We start from the raw sequence: 14,631 nt of genomic DNA, 5'->3' as shown, positions 1-14,631 counted from the left end.
GTGACTCCGTCCGGACCCAGACCCCGAAGCCCGAACCTCAGAGCCCGGAGCCCCGCCGATTCCGGACCCCCGGCGGAGCCCGACCCCGGAGTCCGGTCCGGTGCCTCAATGAATGCTGTAGCCGTCCGGCCATTCGGCGGCCGACAGCCAGTGCGCCGCCATCCGCGCCTTGGCCCGCGTCGTCTCGTCGACCGGGCCGAGCACGTTGACGTGTCCCAGCTTGCGCCCCGGACGTTCACCCTTGCCGTACAGGTGCACCTTGACGTCGGGATACCGCGCGTACAGGTGGTGCAGGCGCTCGTCCACGCTCATCGTCGGTGTCTCGGGCGCGCCGAGCACGTTGGCCATGACGGTCGGCGACAACGGGTCCGTCGTGCCGAGGGGATAGTCGAGGACCGCGCGCAGGTGCTGTTCGAACTGCGACGTGCGGCTGCCGTCCATCGTCCAGTGCCCGGAGTTGTGCGGGCGCATCGCCAGCTCGTTGATCACCAGGCCGGAATCGGAGTTCCCCCCGCCCGGCGACGTCTCGAACAGCTCGACGGCCATCACTCCGGCGACGTCGAGTTCCTCGGCGATGCGCAGTGCCAGGTCCTGCGCCTGCTGCATCCGTTCCTCGGACAGTCCCGGCGCGGGTGCGAGGACCTCGGTGTTGATGCCCTCGGACTGCACGGTCTCGACCACCGGCCACGCCGCACCCTGCCCGAACGGCGACCGCGCGACCAGCGCCGACAGCTCCCTGACCATCGGAACCCGTTCCTCGAGCAGCAGCGACACGCCCGCGTCGAGGAGCTCGGGCACCAGTACGCGCGCCTCGTCGGCGGAGCCGAGCTGCCACACGCCCTTGCCGTCGTAGCCGCCGGTCGCGGCCTTGAGGACCACCGGCCAGCCGTGGTCCTCGCCGAACGTCACGGCATCGGAGGCCTGCGTGACCTCGACGAACGCCGGGTTCGGCAGGCCGAGTGAGGCCATCCGTTCACGCATGAGGAGCTTGTTCTGTGCATACGCCAGCGCCCCCGGCCCCGGGCGGACGACGACGCCCTCGTCGACGAGGGTCCGCAGGTGCTCGCCGGGCACGTGCTCGTGGTCGAACGTCAGCACGTCCGTTCCGCGCGCGAAGGTGCGCAGCGCGTCGAGGTCCGTGTGATGGCCGTGGGCGACGGCGGCGGTGACGAGACCGGCCGCCTCGCCCTCACCGACGGCCAGCACCCGCAACGACTGGCCGAGCGCGATCGCGGCCTGGTGCGTCATCCTGGCGAGCTGACCGCCACCGACCATGCCGACGACGGGAAGTCCGGTACTCGTATCCATAGCGGGCTCAGCTTAAGCGGGCCCGATCCGGCCGCGTCACGAACCGTCCCCGAGTGTCACCACCGCCACTGAGGGATACCGTGCGACGAAACCACGATCCAGTGTCACCAGCGGACACGCGAGAGCCTGAGCGAACGCTGCCAGGTAGTCATCGGTCCACAGTTTGTGACTTCGGTCCTCACGGGCGGAGATCACTCGCCAGACCTGCTCGAGGTTAGCCGGCTCGGACGTCCAGACCACACGTTCGTCCGAGCGAAGCTCATCGAGAAGCCGCCACGCTTCTGCGCGACTCAACGCGGCATCGCCCATGACCGACTGGTTCGACAACAAACGGAGCAACCCCATCTGCGTCACTCGGCACAACCTGAGTTCGCCGTCCTGTTCATCGAACCACGAGGACACTTCGGCATAGTGCTTGTGCTCTTGCCACACCGACGCGAACCAGACATTGAGGTCCAACAGCATTTACTGTGCCCGATACTTCTCAGCATCTTCGGCCGCGAAGATCGCTTCGATGTCATCGTTGGTGATGTCGACTTTGCGCGACTTCGTTGCCGGGACCAGCGGGAGCTTCACGCGCTTACGTGGACGACCACCTTCGACTGTGCCCAGCTCATGACTCACTGCCCGAGCCAAGAACTCTTTCACAGTCTCCCCGCGAGCCGCGGCTTCGGATTTCATCGCCCGCATGAGCTCCGGGGGCAATTCAACCGTTGTGCGCATAAAAGCATATTAGCACATACGATCTCGCGCTTGACCTCGATCGCGGTCGAGGTCGCAGCATCCGCCGTATGCCGGACTTCGACCTTCACGCCTTCCTCGACGAACCGGGGCGACCCGCGGCCGTCTCCACGGTCACCGGACGCGGACGCCCGGCACTGGCCACGATGTGGTTCCTGTTCGCCGACGGCCGCCTGTGGTTCCACAGCCCCGTCGACGAGCCTGCGCCCTTCGTGGCCGCGGCGTCCGCAGGACGCGAGGTATCGGCGCTCGTGGCGACGTTCTCGCCGCCGCACGACGTACGCCAGTTCCGGGCCACCGGGCCCGCCGCCCTCGCATCGCGCGATCTCACGCGGGTGCACCGGATCTACGAGCGGTACCTGCTCGAGTGGTCGGCCGACTGGACGGCGCATGCGGCATCGGGCCGATTCCGCCTGTGGTCGATGGTGCCCGAACGCGGCATGGCCGTCGCCTACCCCGGTCTCGCCGAGGCTCCGGTCTACCGCTGGTCGGAACCGGCGGAGCCGACCTCGTCCCGCTGAGGCTCCGGGCGCGCCGTCGCCCCTGCCCTGCCTCGCAGCAGGGCGGCCGCCGCGCCGCGGTCGCGGCCGGCCATGCGCAGGATGTCGCGGTTGCGCCACGCCCAGCGGCCCGCGAGCACGGCGACCAGCACGACCGGCACCAGCAGATAGGCACTGCCGAGGATGTACTGCCAGAACTCCCAGTGCAGCTCCAGGTTGCGCCCGTTCGGCAGCACCAATAGCACGCAACTGACGAACACGACGAACACCGCACCGGCGGCGAGCCACCGCTTCCGCGTCTTCGCCGGGTCGGCGTGCGGCAGCTTCGACACCAGCACCATGATCAGCGGCACGGCCCACACCCAGTGGTGCGACCACGACACCGGCGAGAGCAGCAACGCGTAGAACCCCGTCACCAGCAGCGCTTCGAGCGGACGGCCGCTGCGGTGGAAGCGCAGCATCAGCCAGACCGCCAGCGGCCCCAGGGCGAGTCCGACGACGATCGCCGCGTTCGAGGCCCACGGCGCCAGGTCGGTCATCCGGTTGAACAGGCCGTTCAGCGACTGGTTGCCCGCCCAGTGCATCGGCCCGATCCGGCCCGCGTTGAACACGGTGTGCGTCCAGAACCGCCACGCGTCCGACGGGATCAGCGCGAACATCAGCGCCTGCAGGCCGAGGAACGTGCCCATCGCGCGCAGCGCGTCCATCCGGCGGCCGGTGAACAGCAGGTGCGGGATGAAGATCAGCGGCGTCAGTTTCACCGCCGCGGCCACGCCCACCATGACGCCGCCCCATCGGCTGCCGCGGGCGCAGACCACCAGCACGTCCAGCACGATCAGCGCCATGAGGATGAGGTTGATCTGGCCGAGGAAGATCGTCCGCCACACCGGCTCGAGCGCGAAGAACAGCACCGCCGACAGCACCGTGACGCGCGCGGGCGAGGCCCACACCGGCAGCTCGCCCTTCGGCCGCGGCAGCGCCTCCAGCGCCACCCGGATGACGAGCGTCATCGCCAGCAGCGACACCGCCGACAGCACACCCCACGCCACCTGCACCGGCAGCCCGGCCAGCGGCACGAACAGCAGCGCCGCCGTGGGCGGGTACGTGAACGGCAGCAGAGCCCAGAACGGTTCGGGGGCGAGCGTGTTGCCCTCGTAGAGGGGATCGCCCTGCAGCAACGTGACGGCACCGGCGCGATACACCGCCGAATCGACGCCGAGCTGCAGGTCGAGCAGCCAGCCCACGACGCCCGCCACGATCATCAGCGCGGGCAGTGCCAGCACCAGCGCCAGCGACCGGGGCCGCGCGAGCAGCCGCTCGGCCGAGGCGCGCAGCTGCAGCGACGCCACGCCCGCCGGCTCCCGGTGGGAGCCCGCGGGTGATTCGGCCTCGCGCAGATCTGGGGTGCTCACTCTCTCCAGGAAACCATGAACACCGGTGGGCCGGTGCCGGCCACTCCCCTGTCGCGTCGCCTGTCGCGTCACGCCTGTTGCGTCACGGTCCCGTCACCCATCGCCTCACTGCCGCGCCGCCAGCGATTCGAGCAGCAGGCTCGCGTCGTGGTGCGAGGCGGGCAGGCGCACCACGTTGACCCGCGCCGATCCGGCCTCGGTCAGCTGCGGATCGACGGCGAAGCGCTCGGTGAGCTCGCGCCGCAGCCGCACCGCACGGCGGGCCACGTCATCGGACCGCGGCGCGAGGGCCACCACCGTCGACGTTCCCAGCACGGCATGACTCTCCCCACCGTCGAACACCTGCCGCAGCACGTCGGCGGCCAGGATCATCCCCGCGGGCCGCAGATAGGCCGCCCCGTCGTCGAAGCCGAGCGAGATCACCACGAGCAGGTGCCCCTCGGCCACGCTCACGCCGTCGCGCGCGGCCTGCCGGTACAGCTCGGACAGACGGGTCCGCAGATACGTCTCGGTCGGCAGTCCCGTGAGCGAGTCGTACACCTCGGTGGCACCGACGTCGCCCAGCGCGACCTCGGCCCACGCCACGGCGACGATCCGCAGCAGCCGCGTGGGCAGCGCGTCGACGTCGGCGGCCTCCGCGATGGCGTCGAGCGCATCGGTGTGCGCCGTGTCGCCCGCCGGCGCACCGGTGTCGACCTGCAGCACGCCGTGCAGGGCCGCCAGGTCGCCGAGCGTCTCCTCCAGGCCCGTGCCGACGGCCGCGCGGGCGTGGGCCAGCGCGACGAGCGCCGCACCCGCACCGTGCAGACCGCCGGACCGCGTCACCGCGGAGCACACGAGGTCGAGCTCCGCGACCTCCCAGTCGTCGGGGAACCGCCAGCCGCACGCCAGACTCGCGGTCCGCCACCGGCGCCGGAGCGCCACTTGGGGTTCCCGCTCCGTCCGTGCCTCCCGCACGACCGTCGGCTGCCGGCCCCGGGGACCTCCGCCACCCTGCTCATCCCGCAGAACGAACGGCACACCCTGCACGTCGCCAGCACTCACGTCCACTCACGCCTCCTTCACGGCTCCGTCGACGGTGAGACGCAGGCAGGGAACCGGCATGACGGCTCCCGACACGAAAAGTTGGCACACGAGTGATTCGGGTGAAGGGGCGACCCTCGTCGTGACGACTTCACGATTGTCCGTCACACTTTGCCTCGCAGTGCGTCCCTGTCCGGGACGACCTGAGAGGAGAGCCGTGAGCACCGCACCCACCGACCCGCAGGGCATGAGCGACGCCGAACTCATCGCCTCGGTACGCACGGGCCAGCTCGAGTGCTACGGGACGCTGTACGAACGTCACGTATCCGCTGCGTACAACCTTGCGCGGCAACTCGCCCGCACGTCGATGGAAGCCGACGACCTCGTCTCGGACGCCTTCTCGAAGGTCCTCGACACACTCCGCGGCGGGAAGGGCCCGGACAGCGCGTTCCGGGCGTACCTGCTGACCGCGGTGCGCCACGGCGCCTACGACAAGACGCGGCGCGACAAGAAGCTCGACCTGTCCGAGGACATGGCGACCGTCACGACGGTCGGCGGCGCCGGCGCCGAGGCGCTGACCGTGGAGTTCTCCGACACCGCACTCGAAGGTCTGGAGCGCACGCTCGCCGCGAAGGCGTACGCGAAACTGCCGGAACGCTGGCAGGCCGTGCTCTGGCACACCGAGATCGAAGGCGCGACGCCCGCCGAGGTGGCGCCTCTGCTGGGGATGACAGCCAACAGCGTGTCGGCACTGGCCTATCGCGCCCGTGAAGGTCTGCGCCAGGCGTATCTGCAGGTGCACCTCGCGGAGGTCAGCGCGAGCACCTGCCACACCACGGCCGACAAACTGGGCGCCTGGACCCGCGACGGGCTCTCCAAACGGGAGCGCGCTCAGGTCGAGGCGCATCTCGACGACTGCACCGACTGCCAGGCACTCGCCGCCGAGCTGGCCGACGTCAACGGCGCGTTGCGCGCGGTCATCGCTCCGCTCGTCCTCGGCGGCGGCGCACTGGGCTACCTCGCACTCGCGGGCGGTGGCAAGGCCGCCGCGGCCACCGCGATCGGCGCCGGCACCGCGGCCGGTTCCGCAGGCGCCGCAGGCGGTGCCGCGGGTGGGGCAGGCGGTTCCGGAGGCGCCGCGGGAGCCGTGGCGGGTGCGCCCCGGGAATTCGTCGGCGTGGCGGGTTCCGGCGTCGCGATGGCCGCGGCCGTCGCGCTGGCGCTCACCGCAGGCGGCGGCGGGCAGCAGATCCCGGCGGCCGCCGAACAGCCGCAACCGGAACCGCCCGCCGCACAGTCACCGAACGAGCCCCCCGCACCTCCCCCGCAGGGACAGCCCGCTCCGGAGGACCCCCCGCCACAGGACGAACCCGCACCGCAGCCGCCGCCTGCGCCGGACGTGTCTCCACCACCCGAGTCGCCGGAACCCGCCTCGGTCGGGGCGACCGTGGACCGGCAGAGCGTCGAACTCGTCGCGGGCGGCGGACCCGCCGACCTGCCGATCACGGTGCGCAACAACGGCGGCACGCTGTCCGATCCCATCGACGCCACACTGAACCTGCCCCCCGGCGTGCGCGCCCTCGACGGCGGTGGCGGCGGGACGACCGCGGGAGCGGCCGGCAGCCCGCGCGGCCACAGCGCCGCACCGGCGGGTGGCGGTTCGTCGCCGTCCGGCGGAGCGCCCCGGCAGACCAGTGGCGGCGAGCGCATCACCTGTCCCGGCGGCACGGGCACGGTCACGTGCTCCACCGGCCGGGGGCTCGACCCCGGCGAGTCGATGACGCTCGTGTTCCGGCTGCAGGCCTCGGCCGACGCCGATTCCGGGAAGGTCACGGGCAACCTCAGCAGTGGCGGGTCCGTCGACGTGTCGCTCGAAGTGCCCGTCACGGTCGAGCCGAAGCCCGCACCGCCCGCCGAGGACGGGGTGCGGGTCCAGGCGAGCGGCTGGGGCAGGGCCCTGACCGTCGAGATCCGCAACACCGGTGACAGCACCAAGAAGGTGACGCTCACCTCCGACCGCCCCGCGATGACGCCGGACGGCGGCATGGACTGCTCCGACGGGCCGTCCGAACCGCTGTCGTGCACCTCCACCGACGTGCTCGAACCCGGCGACGGCTCCGCCGTGTTCGTCGTCGTGAGCGACGACGGCGACTGGATCGGCATCGGCAACGGGGCCGGTCACGGGAACGGGGCCGGTCACGGGAACGGGGCCGGTCACGGGAACGACGACCGCCCGGACGACATCACGTTCACCGCGACGCTCGGCGACGCGTCCGACAGTGCCTCGGTGGCGCTGCCCCAGTGCTGGCTGCCCTTCGGATGCTTCGGCGCAGCCGCGACCGAGGCGCCGGGCGGCTCCGGCTCGGCGGCGAACACACCGGACCCGCCGGCCTCGGGCTCGGCCACGGTGACCGACCCGCCGTCCGGCTCCGGTTCGGCGACGGCACCACCCGGGACGAAGCCCAACGACCCGCCGCCGTCGGATTCGTCCGGTTCGGCGACCGCACCGGCGCCGACCGGCACCTCGCAGCCGGCATCCGGCTCGGCGACCGCGACGTCGTCGACGACCGAATCCGCGGACCGGCCCGGCCCGCCGTCGAACCCCTGGCCCCGGCCGCCGGGCCGCGATCCCGAACAGGGCGGCACCGACGACGAGGGCTACGGCTACGGCGGCCACGGCTACGGCCATGGCGGCCACGGCGGCCACGGCGGCCACGGCGGCCACGGCTACGGCTACGGCTACGGCGGCCATGGCTACGGCTACGGCGGCGACAGGGGCAACGGCACCCCGCGCTGACCTCCGCGTGCGCGACGTCACGTCCGGCCACGGGCAGCCGCAGTCAGCAGGGCAGCTCGTCAGCGCAGCACAACGGGGCGGGTCTCCGGCGAGTGGGGTTCCACCGTTCGGCGGACCCGCACGGCGCGAATGGCTAGACTGCGATGCGTGTCCGTCGTCGAAACCGTGCTGGCGCACGTGCCCCGGCCGCTGCGCTCGCTGCTGTTGAAACACCGTGAACTGCTGAAGTTCGCGGTCGTCGGCGGCACGACCTTCCTGGTCGACAACGGCATCTGGTACCTGCTGAAGTTCACGGTCCTGACCGACAAGCCGACGACGGCCAAGGCCATCGCGATCCTCGTGGCGACGATCGTGTCGTACGTGCTGAACCGCGAGTGGTCCTTCCGCACCCGCGGCGGCCGGGAGACCGGGCACGAGGCGACGCTGTTCTTCGTGATCAGTGGCGTCGCGGTCGCCGTCAACCTGGTGCCGCTTCTGATCTCACGCTACGTGCTACACCTGCAACGCCCCGAGGTGTCGCTGTTCGTGCAGGAAACGGCGGACTTCATCAGCGGCTCCGTGATCGGCATGCTGCTCGCGATGGGGTTCCGCTTCTGGGGCTTCCGGAAGTGGGTCTTCCCCGACGAGCTCGGCGGCACCCGCCCGCCCGCCACCCACCACCCGACTCGGTGAAACGAACCCGACCGAGCCGACACCACCTCACCAGACGACGACACCTCCGAGTCGACCCTGCTACCTGGGCATCTTCTCCGTGGGCCACTGCACGGCGGGGACGTCCCCTGCGGTCGGCACGCGGAGGAAGAGGCTGAACGTCGCGGGCGCACGGGTGGACAGTTCGAGCCTGCCGCCGTCGGCCTCGGCGAGCGCCCGCGCGAGCGCCAGCCCCACGCCCGTCGACCCGGCACCCGAGAACCCGCGGTCGAACACGTGCGGTGCGAGCTCGTCCGGCACGCCCGGCCCCGCGTCGCCGACCTCCACCACGACCGTGCCGTCGGTGTCACCGCGCCGGGCCGCGAGCGTGACCGTGCCCGTGCCGTGCCGCATCGCGTTGTCCAGCAGCACACCGATGATCTCCCGCAGGCGCGCGGGCGTGGCCCGCACCATGAGCCCGTCGGAGATCCGCAGCCGGAGGGTGCGCCCTTGGGCCTTGAGCACGTCCCGCCACTCACCGCTGATCTCGGGCAGTATCTCGGTCAGCGACACCGGTTCGGTGCCGACCTCGCTGGCGGCGCGGGCCGCGGCCAGCAGTTCGTCGAGAGCCCCGGCGAGCCGGTCTGACTGCTCCAGCGCCGCGTGCGCCTCGTCGGCGACGTCCGGATCGCGGTGCAGCCCCAGCGTCTCGAGCCGCAGCTGCAGCGCGGTGAGCCTGCTGCGCAGCTGGTGGGACACGTCGCCGACGAGCTGACGTTCCCGCTGCACCAACTGCGCCAGCGCCGTACCCGACGAGTCGAGCGCGTCGGCCACCATGTCCAGCTCGGCCACCGCGTACCGCCTGCTCTCGGGACGGAAGTCGCCAGCACCGAGGCGGGCCGCCCGGTCGGCGACGTGCCGCAGCGGGCGCGCGAGCCGGTTCGCCGTGACCGTCGCGACGAACGTGCCGATGCCGACCGACAGCACCACGACGAACACGACGGCGATCGCGACCTGGGTCTGCTGCGTCCGCATCTCGCCGGCGGGCTGGGTCATCACGATGTGGCCGCCCGCGATCGGCTGCTGCTCGCTGATCACGTCGTCGCCCGTCGACGCACCGGCTTCCATGATCGCCGCAGAATCGTGGTGAACGACCAGGTGCGCGTCCCGCGGCATCGCCGACCGGATGTGCCGCAGGTTGAGGTCGTGCCGGTTGGCGAGCTGGTTGTCGAGCGCCGCCGCGATCCGCTGCGCGCTGTTGGTCAGTTCCCCCCGGTGGAAGTTCTCCACCAGCAGCACGCCCGTCACACCGAGCGGCGCCCCCAGTGCCACCCCGGTGACCAGCACGGCCAACAGGATCGCCAGGAGAATTCGCCGCCGCATACGCCGCCTATACCCTTACCCGCAGTGCCACGTGCCCGCCCCGGTCGCCGGTGTCAATCGACGTTGAACCGGAACCCGACCCCGCGCACCGTCGCGATGTGTTCCTCGTTCGAATTCCGCGGGTCCCGGCCGGCCGCGACCGCGAGTTTCCTGCGCAACCACGACATGTGCATGTCGAGCGTCTTCGACGTCTTGAGCGCTTCGGTGTCCAGGTCGTTCCACACCTCGGAGAGGATGTCCTCCCGGGCGACGACCTGCCCGGCGCGGCTCATGAGCACCCGCAGCAGCTCGAACTCCTTGTTGGCGAGCTGCACCTCCTCGCCCTCGACCGTCACCAGCCGGGCGGCGACGTCCATGCGCACACCGCCCGCGTCGAGCGCACCCGGCGAACGCCTGCGCAGCAGGGCACGGATCCGCGCGAGCAGCTCGGCGAGGCGGAACGGTTTCGCGACGTAGTCGTCGGCACCCGCGTCGAGCCCGACGACGAAGTCGACCTCATCGGTGCGGGCCGTCAGCATCAGCACCGGCGTCTGCGCCCCCGACGCACGCAGCCTGCGGCACACCTCGAGTCCGTCCATCTCGGGCAGTCCGAGGTCGAGCACCAGCAGGTCGACCCGTTCGGACTCCGTGGCTTCGAGCGCCGCCGAACCGTCCGCGACGGCGACGACCTCGTACCCCTCGCGTTCCAGCGCACGGGACAGCGGCTGCGCGATCGCGGGATCGTCTTCGGCGAGTAGGACCATGCTCACCTGGTCAACCTTACGGAGGGGGCACGTGGAACCATCGTGATGTGTCCCGTTATTCCGACGACGCAGAGCTGGCGGCAGAACTCGCCGACGCGGCCGATGCCATCACCGTCGAACGCTTCCGTACCCAGAACCTGCAGGTGACGGCCAAGCCCGACCGTACGCCCGTGACCGACGCCGACACCGACGTCGAGGACGCGATCCGCGGCGTGCTCTCCGGCCGGCGTCCGGGCGACGGGGTGGCGGGCGAGGAGCGCGGCGGGTCGATCGCCGCGCCCGGCCGGGTGTGGGTCCTGGACCCGATCGACGGCACGAAGAACTTTCTCCGTGGCGTACCGATCTGGGCGACGCTGATCGCGCTCCTCGACGGCGGCGTGCCGGTCGTCGGCATGATCACCGCTCCGCTGCTGGGACGCCGCTGGTGGGCGAGCCAGGGCGGCGGCGCGTGGCTGCGGGACTCGGCAGGCGAACGCCGACTGAGCGTCTCGCGAGTGCCGCAGCTCGCCGACGCCTACGTGTCCACAACGGACCTGAACAACTGGGCCGAGCACCGCACCCAGGAGGCCTATCTGTCGCTGACCAGGGCGTGCTGGGAGACCCGCGCGTTCGGCGACTTCTGGCACCACTGCCTCGTCGCCGAGGGCGCGCTGGAGGTCGCTGCCGAACCCGTGGTGAACCCGTGGGACGTCGCCGCGGCGCAGGTTCTCGTCACCGAGGCGGGCGGGCGGTTCACCGATCTCGACGGTGCGGCCCGGTTCGACCGCGGCTCGGCGCTGTCGACCAACGGTCTGGTCCACGACGCCGCGCTGGCCCACCTCCGCCGCCGCTGACGAACCCTCTCGCGTGTTCTGCGCTCACGCACGCGTGTTCTGCGCTCAGGGCAGGACGCCGACCGCTCCCCTGGCGACCTGCGCCCACGTGAGCCTGCCGAAGAGGTAGTGGCAGGCGACCTGTTCGTTGGTGAATCGCGCCCAGTCGTAGCGGTTTCCCTGTTCCCGCCAGAACACCTCCCACGCGACCCCGCCCGCGTCGTCGACGTCCTCTTCCCGCAGCACGCACCAGGTGTTGTCGACCTCGTCATCCAGCGACACCACCTCGGGCGGCACGCCGACGGCCTCGAGCCAGCGCATGATCGACTCCGTGTTCACGGGGTGTCCTCCTTCGCGTTCCGGTCCGCGCTCCCCTCGGCCGCGTCCGCCGCGTCCGGCGTGTCCGCCTGCGGGGCGACGGGTTCGAACGTCGCATCGGCCAGGTAACCGAGCGTCACGAGTTCCGCAGCGCTGTACACGGCGCGGTACCGCGCGCCGCCGCCCGGCTGGCCGAACCAGCCTGCCGACACCCCTCGCCACATCGGCACGTCCCGCAGGACGCGGTAACGCCGGTAGCCGGCGTCCAGTTCCGACGGCGGCAGCGATCGCTGCTCGAACGGCGTGCCGTCGGCGGCGAACACCCGTCCGTGGGCGGTGCCGAACCGGTCCAGCATCGTGCCGGCCGCCAGCAGCTCCGGCTCCCCCTCGGCCGAGCAGCCTTCGGGGAACCGGTCGACGGGCGGCCACACGTACGCAGGCACCTCGTCGACCTCGGCAGCAACTGCGTCACCGGTGCCGGTCGCGGGCGTATCGGCAGCGGAGGTATCGGCGACTCCGGTATCGGCGACTCCGGTATCGAGGGTGTCGCTCTCGGGGGTGCCGGTCCCGGGAGCCAGGAATTGCGCGTCCCAGTCGCGCTCGTGCATCCCGCCGAGCGGGTCGTACCCGTCGCGGACACCGCAGGGCGGGCACGGCAGCACGGCCGCGGGCGGAGGCGCGGGCTGCCGGGCGCCCTGCCGCAGCAGATCGATGGCCTGGTCCGGCTCGATGACGTCCGAGTCCGGGTGGTCGTGCGGTTCGAACCGCGCAACCACGGGCGCACCGGACTCCGGTTCGGGCACGGGAAGCTGCCGCGCCGGACGGTCGGAGGCGACCGGCAGATGCCCGATCGGGAACATGTGCACCAGGAACAGCGCGACGACGCTCTCCCGCTCCTGCCGCGGCGATCCCAACGCCGGGGCCTGCTGTGGGGCCTGCTGCGGCGGCCCCGCGGGGGGCGCAGGCGGCGGCGCTGCGGGTGGCGCTGCGGGTGGCGCTCCGTACTGGGGCGGCGGCGCGGGAGCGTGGGGTGGGACACCCGGCGCTGCCGGCGCGTTCCTCAGCTGCGGCGGTTGACCGGCGGGCGGCTGCGGCGGGTACTGCTGGCCCGCGGGCGGCCTGCCGTAAGGGTGCTGCTGCCCCTGGTTCGGCTGCCTCGGCGGCGGCTGGCCCTGGGATTGTTGGCCCGGCTGTTGCTGGCCCGGGGCTTGCTGACCCGAGGGTTGCTGACCTTGCGCTTGCTGGCCCGGGTACTGCTGGCCCGGGTACTGCCCGCCCGCGGGCGGCCGGGCGTGCGGGTGCGGTCCCTGGTTCTGCTGGCCGTACTGGGCCGCACCACCGGGCTGGGCCGTGCCGGGCTGGCCTGCACCACCCGGCGCCGCACCACCCGGGAACCCGCCGGCCGGAGCCCCGCCCGGAACGGCACCGCCGCCGGCCACAGGGCCGCCTGCGGGCGGGCCCGCAGGCGGCGGCCCGACACCGCCCGGCTGACCACCCATCGACGGCGGAACGGCGCCGGCCTGCGGGGGCAGCGCACCACCCGCGGGGGGCCCGCTCAACCCGGACAGGTTCGTACCGGTCGGCGGCGTCGGTGCGTCACCGCCGGGTGGGGGCGGCGGTCCCCAGGACGAACCGACGGGAATACCGCCGGGCGGTGTCGGCGCGTCCGGCAGCACGATCGGTCCCGTGCCGCGATCGCCCGCGCCCGGGGGCGGCACCAGCGGTGTACCGGGCCCAGGCTGCTGCCCCAGGCCGAACGGCGGTGTGCCCTCGTCGTCACCGGGCCCGCCGGCAGAACCAGGACCGCCGGAAACCCCGGGCCCGCCCGGAAACCCGGAACCGTCGGCGAAACCGGGACCATCGGGGAAACCGGCGCCACCCGGGCCACCGGGGTGTTCACCCGCGTCCGGGCCGCCGAGCAATTCCTCGACCCCGTCCAGCAGGTCACGCCCCGGTTCGGCCGTCCCGGCACCGCCGCCTCCGCCGAGCACGCCACCCGGTCCGGCGGCGGCCGCGTCGTCACCGCCGAGCACGTCCGAGGCGTCGGCGAGACCGCCTCCCGAGCCGACTCCGGGGGCGCCTCCGAGCACGTCGTCCACCGGACCCAACGGGCCGCGCGGTGTCGACGACCCCGGCGCACCCGACGACCCCGGAACCCCCGACGAACCCGGCTCAGCGAAATCCGTCCCGCCGAGCGGTCCCTCCTGGCCGAACAGGCCCGGCCCCTCGCCCCGGCCGGAGCCGAACAAGCCCGACGCGTCTTCGCCGGAGCCCGCGCCGTCGAACCCCACGGCATCCAAGCCCGCGGCGTCGGAACCCGCGGGGCCGGCGAGGGCACCCGCGCCCGGCACGTCGGGCAGACCGAGCGCGCCCAGCAGACTGCCACCGGAACCACCGGGACCACCCGTGCCGCCGGAGCCGCCGGGGCGTTCGTTGACGACGTCGGGAGCGACGCCCTGGCCCGCGCCGTCGACGCCGACCGTGTCGGCGAGACCGCCCGTGATCGCCCGCACGTTGGTGGCCGTGCCCTGCAACAGCGTGTCGACGCCCGCGAGCGCCGCCGGGTGACCCGCGTCGGCTGCCGCGGCCGCGGCGTCGCGCGCGGCCGCGGCGTCCCGCAGTTTGCGCACGAGTTCGACCTTGGTGCGGCCGACCTGCTCGGCGGCGCGGTCGAGCCGGTCGGCGGCGTCGCCCGCGCCCTGCGCGGCCGTGGTGAGACTGCCGCGTTCGGGATCGACGAAGCCCGACCACGTCCGCCGCGCGGCATCGGCGGCCTCGCCGCTCATCGCGCCGAGGGCCCGGCCCGCGATCGTGTCCGCGTCACCCGCCAGCCCGTGCAGCTCCCCTGCGGCCTGCCGCCACGACTGCGCCTGCTCGCGCATCGCGTCCTCGTCGGCCTGCGGCCACGCGACCCCGGTCTCGGCGGCGATGTCGGCGAGTTCCGCGGGCAGTTCGATCCCCATG

The 14,631-nt window shown here is 72.5% G+C and carries 13 protein-coding genes; 4 read left to right on the top strand and 9 right to left on the bottom strand.

The genetic code is table 11. The annotated features are described in order from the left end of the window. Positions 1 to 105: 105 nt before the first annotated feature. Genes LY41_RS21120 through LY41_RS21110 form a run of 3 tightly spaced genes read right to left on the bottom strand, consistent with a single transcriptional unit; the run spans position 106 to position 2,031 of the window. Complete coding sequence (locus tag LY41_RS21120) at positions 106 to 1,308, bottom strand: 5-(carboxyamino)imidazole ribonucleotide synthase (RefSeq protein ID WP_253865938.1); 1,203 nt, start codon at positions 1,306 to 1,308, stop codon at positions 106 to 108. A gap of 36 nt (positions 1,309 to 1,344) precedes the next feature. Beyond that, positions 1,345 to 1,773, bottom strand: coding sequence for a TA system VapC family ribonuclease toxin (locus LY41_RS21115; protein WP_253865937.1), 429 nt, complete (start codon positions 1,771 to 1,773; stop codon positions 1,345 to 1,347). Then, a complete protein-coding gene (locus LY41_RS21110; RefSeq protein WP_253865936.1) occupies positions 1,774 to 2,031 on the bottom strand; it encodes a hypothetical protein in 258 nt (85 codons plus the stop codon). It lies immediately after the preceding gene. A 68-nt stretch (positions 2,032 to 2,099) separates the two neighbouring features. Between LY41_RS21110 and LY41_RS21105 the strand changes: the two genes are divergently transcribed. Beyond that, positions 2,100 to 2,570, top strand: a complete 471-nt coding sequence (locus LY41_RS21105; protein WP_253865935.1) for a pyridoxamine 5'-phosphate oxidase family protein — start codon at positions 2,100 to 2,102, stop codon at positions 2,568 to 2,570. On the opposite strand, the gene LY41_RS21100 is transcribed toward LY41_RS21105, so the two are convergent. Together LY41_RS21100 and LY41_RS21095 are read right to left on the bottom strand one after the other, a co-directional pair. Continuing rightward, complete coding sequence (locus tag LY41_RS21100; protein ID WP_253865934.1) at positions 2,528 to 3,961, bottom strand: glycosyltransferase 87 family protein; 1,434 nt, start codon at positions 3,959 to 3,961, stop codon at positions 2,528 to 2,530. The two genes, LY41_RS21105 and LY41_RS21100, sit on opposite strands and share 43 nt — an antisense overlap. A 105-nt stretch (positions 3,962 to 4,066) precedes the next feature. Then, positions 4,067 to 4,918: a GGDEF domain-containing protein gene (locus LY41_RS21095; RefSeq protein WP_443678876.1), complete on the bottom strand. Its 852-nt coding sequence runs from the start codon at positions 4,916 to 4,918 to the stop codon at positions 4,067 to 4,069. A gap of 283 nt (positions 4,919 to 5,201) precedes the next feature. On the opposite strand from LY41_RS21095, the gene LY41_RS21090 reads away from it, so the two are divergent. Both LY41_RS21090 and LY41_RS21085 read left to right on the top strand, forming a co-directional pair. Next, the gene (locus LY41_RS21090; protein ID WP_253865932.1) at positions 5,202 to 7,781 is read left to right on the top strand and encodes a sigma-70 family RNA polymerase sigma factor; all 2,580 of its coding nucleotides are present in this window, start codon (positions 5,202 to 5,204) and stop codon (positions 7,779 to 7,781) included. Between the two features lie 147 nt (positions 7,782 to 7,928). After that, positions 7,929 to 8,453 (top strand): GtrA family protein, encoded by a 525-nt coding sequence (locus LY41_RS21085; RefSeq protein ID WP_253865931.1) that lies wholly within the window; start codon positions 7,929 to 7,931, stop codon positions 8,451 to 8,453. A gap of 60 nt (positions 8,454 to 8,513) precedes the next feature. Here LY41_RS21085 and LY41_RS21080 read toward each other — a convergent pair whose 3' ends face one another. Both LY41_RS21080 and LY41_RS21075 read right to left on the bottom strand, forming a co-directional pair. Then, on the bottom strand, positions 8,514 to 9,794 hold the full coding sequence (locus LY41_RS21080) for an ATP-binding protein (RefSeq protein ID WP_253865930.1): 1,281 nt from the start codon (positions 9,792 to 9,794) through the stop codon (positions 8,514 to 8,516). Between the two features lie 53 nt (positions 9,795 to 9,847). Then, on the bottom strand, positions 9,848 to 10,537 hold the full coding sequence (locus tag LY41_RS21075; RefSeq protein WP_253866140.1) for a response regulator transcription factor: 690 nt from the start codon (positions 10,535 to 10,537) through the stop codon (positions 9,848 to 9,850). Between the two features lie 47 nt (positions 10,538 to 10,584). On the opposite strand from LY41_RS21075, the gene hisN reads away from it, so the two are divergent. Beyond that, positions 10,585 to 11,370 carry a histidinol-phosphatase gene (hisN, locus tag LY41_RS21070; protein ID WP_253865929.1) on the top strand — a complete coding sequence of 262 codons (786 nt, stop codon included), beginning with the start codon at positions 10,585 to 10,587 and terminating at the stop codon, positions 11,368 to 11,370. A gap of 45 nt (positions 11,371 to 11,415) precedes the next feature. Here hisN and LY41_RS21065 read toward each other — a convergent pair whose 3' ends face one another. Beyond that, positions 11,416 to 11,688 (bottom strand): hypothetical protein, encoded by a 273-nt coding sequence (locus LY41_RS21065; RefSeq protein ID WP_253865928.1) that lies wholly within the window; start codon positions 11,686 to 11,688, stop codon positions 11,416 to 11,418. Next, on the bottom strand, positions 11,685 to 14,630 hold the full coding sequence (locus LY41_RS21060; RefSeq protein WP_253865927.1) for a TNT domain-containing protein: 2,946 nt from the start codon (positions 14,628 to 14,630) through the stop codon (positions 11,685 to 11,687). The genes LY41_RS21065 and LY41_RS21060 overlap by 4 nt, the downstream gene beginning before the upstream one ends. Position 14,631 lies beyond the last annotated feature (1 nt).

Source organism: Prauserella halophila (assembly GCF_024171895.1).
GTDB classification, from domain to species: Bacteria; Actinomycetota; Actinomycetes; order Mycobacteriales; family Pseudonocardiaceae; genus Prauserella; species Prauserella halophila.
Note: the sequence above shows the minus strand (reverse complement) of the source record. Positions and strands in the feature narration are given on the sequence as shown.

Bases quoted from the DNA above. Each gene is read 5' to 3' on its own strand.
- LY41_RS21120 (WP_253865938.1), bottom strand. From the start codon at position 1,308: ATGGATACGAGTACCGGACTTCCCGTCGTCGGCATGGTCGGTGGCGGT.
- LY41_RS21075 (WP_253866140.1), bottom strand. From the start codon at position 10,537: ATGGTCCTACTCGCCGAAGACGATCCCGCGATCGCGCAGCCGCTGTCC.
- LY41_RS21080 (WP_253865930.1), bottom strand. From the start codon at position 9,794: ATGCGGCGGCGAATTCTCCTGGCGATCCTGTTGGCCGTGCTGGTCACC.
- LY41_RS21105 (WP_253865935.1), top strand. From the start codon at position 2,100: ATGCCGGACTTCGACCTTCACGCCTTCCTCGACGAACCGGGGCGACCC.
- LY41_RS21115 (WP_253865937.1), bottom strand. From the start codon at position 1,773: ATGCTGTTGGACCTCAATGTCTGGTTCGCGTCGGTGTGGCAAGAGCAC.
- LY41_RS21110 (WP_253865936.1), bottom strand. From the start codon at position 2,031: ATGCGCACAACGGTTGAATTGCCCCCGGAGCTCATGCGGGCGATGAAA.
- LY41_RS21060 (WP_253865927.1), bottom strand. From the start codon at position 14,630: ATGGGGATCGAACTGCCCGCGGAACTCGCCGACATCGCCGCCGAGACC.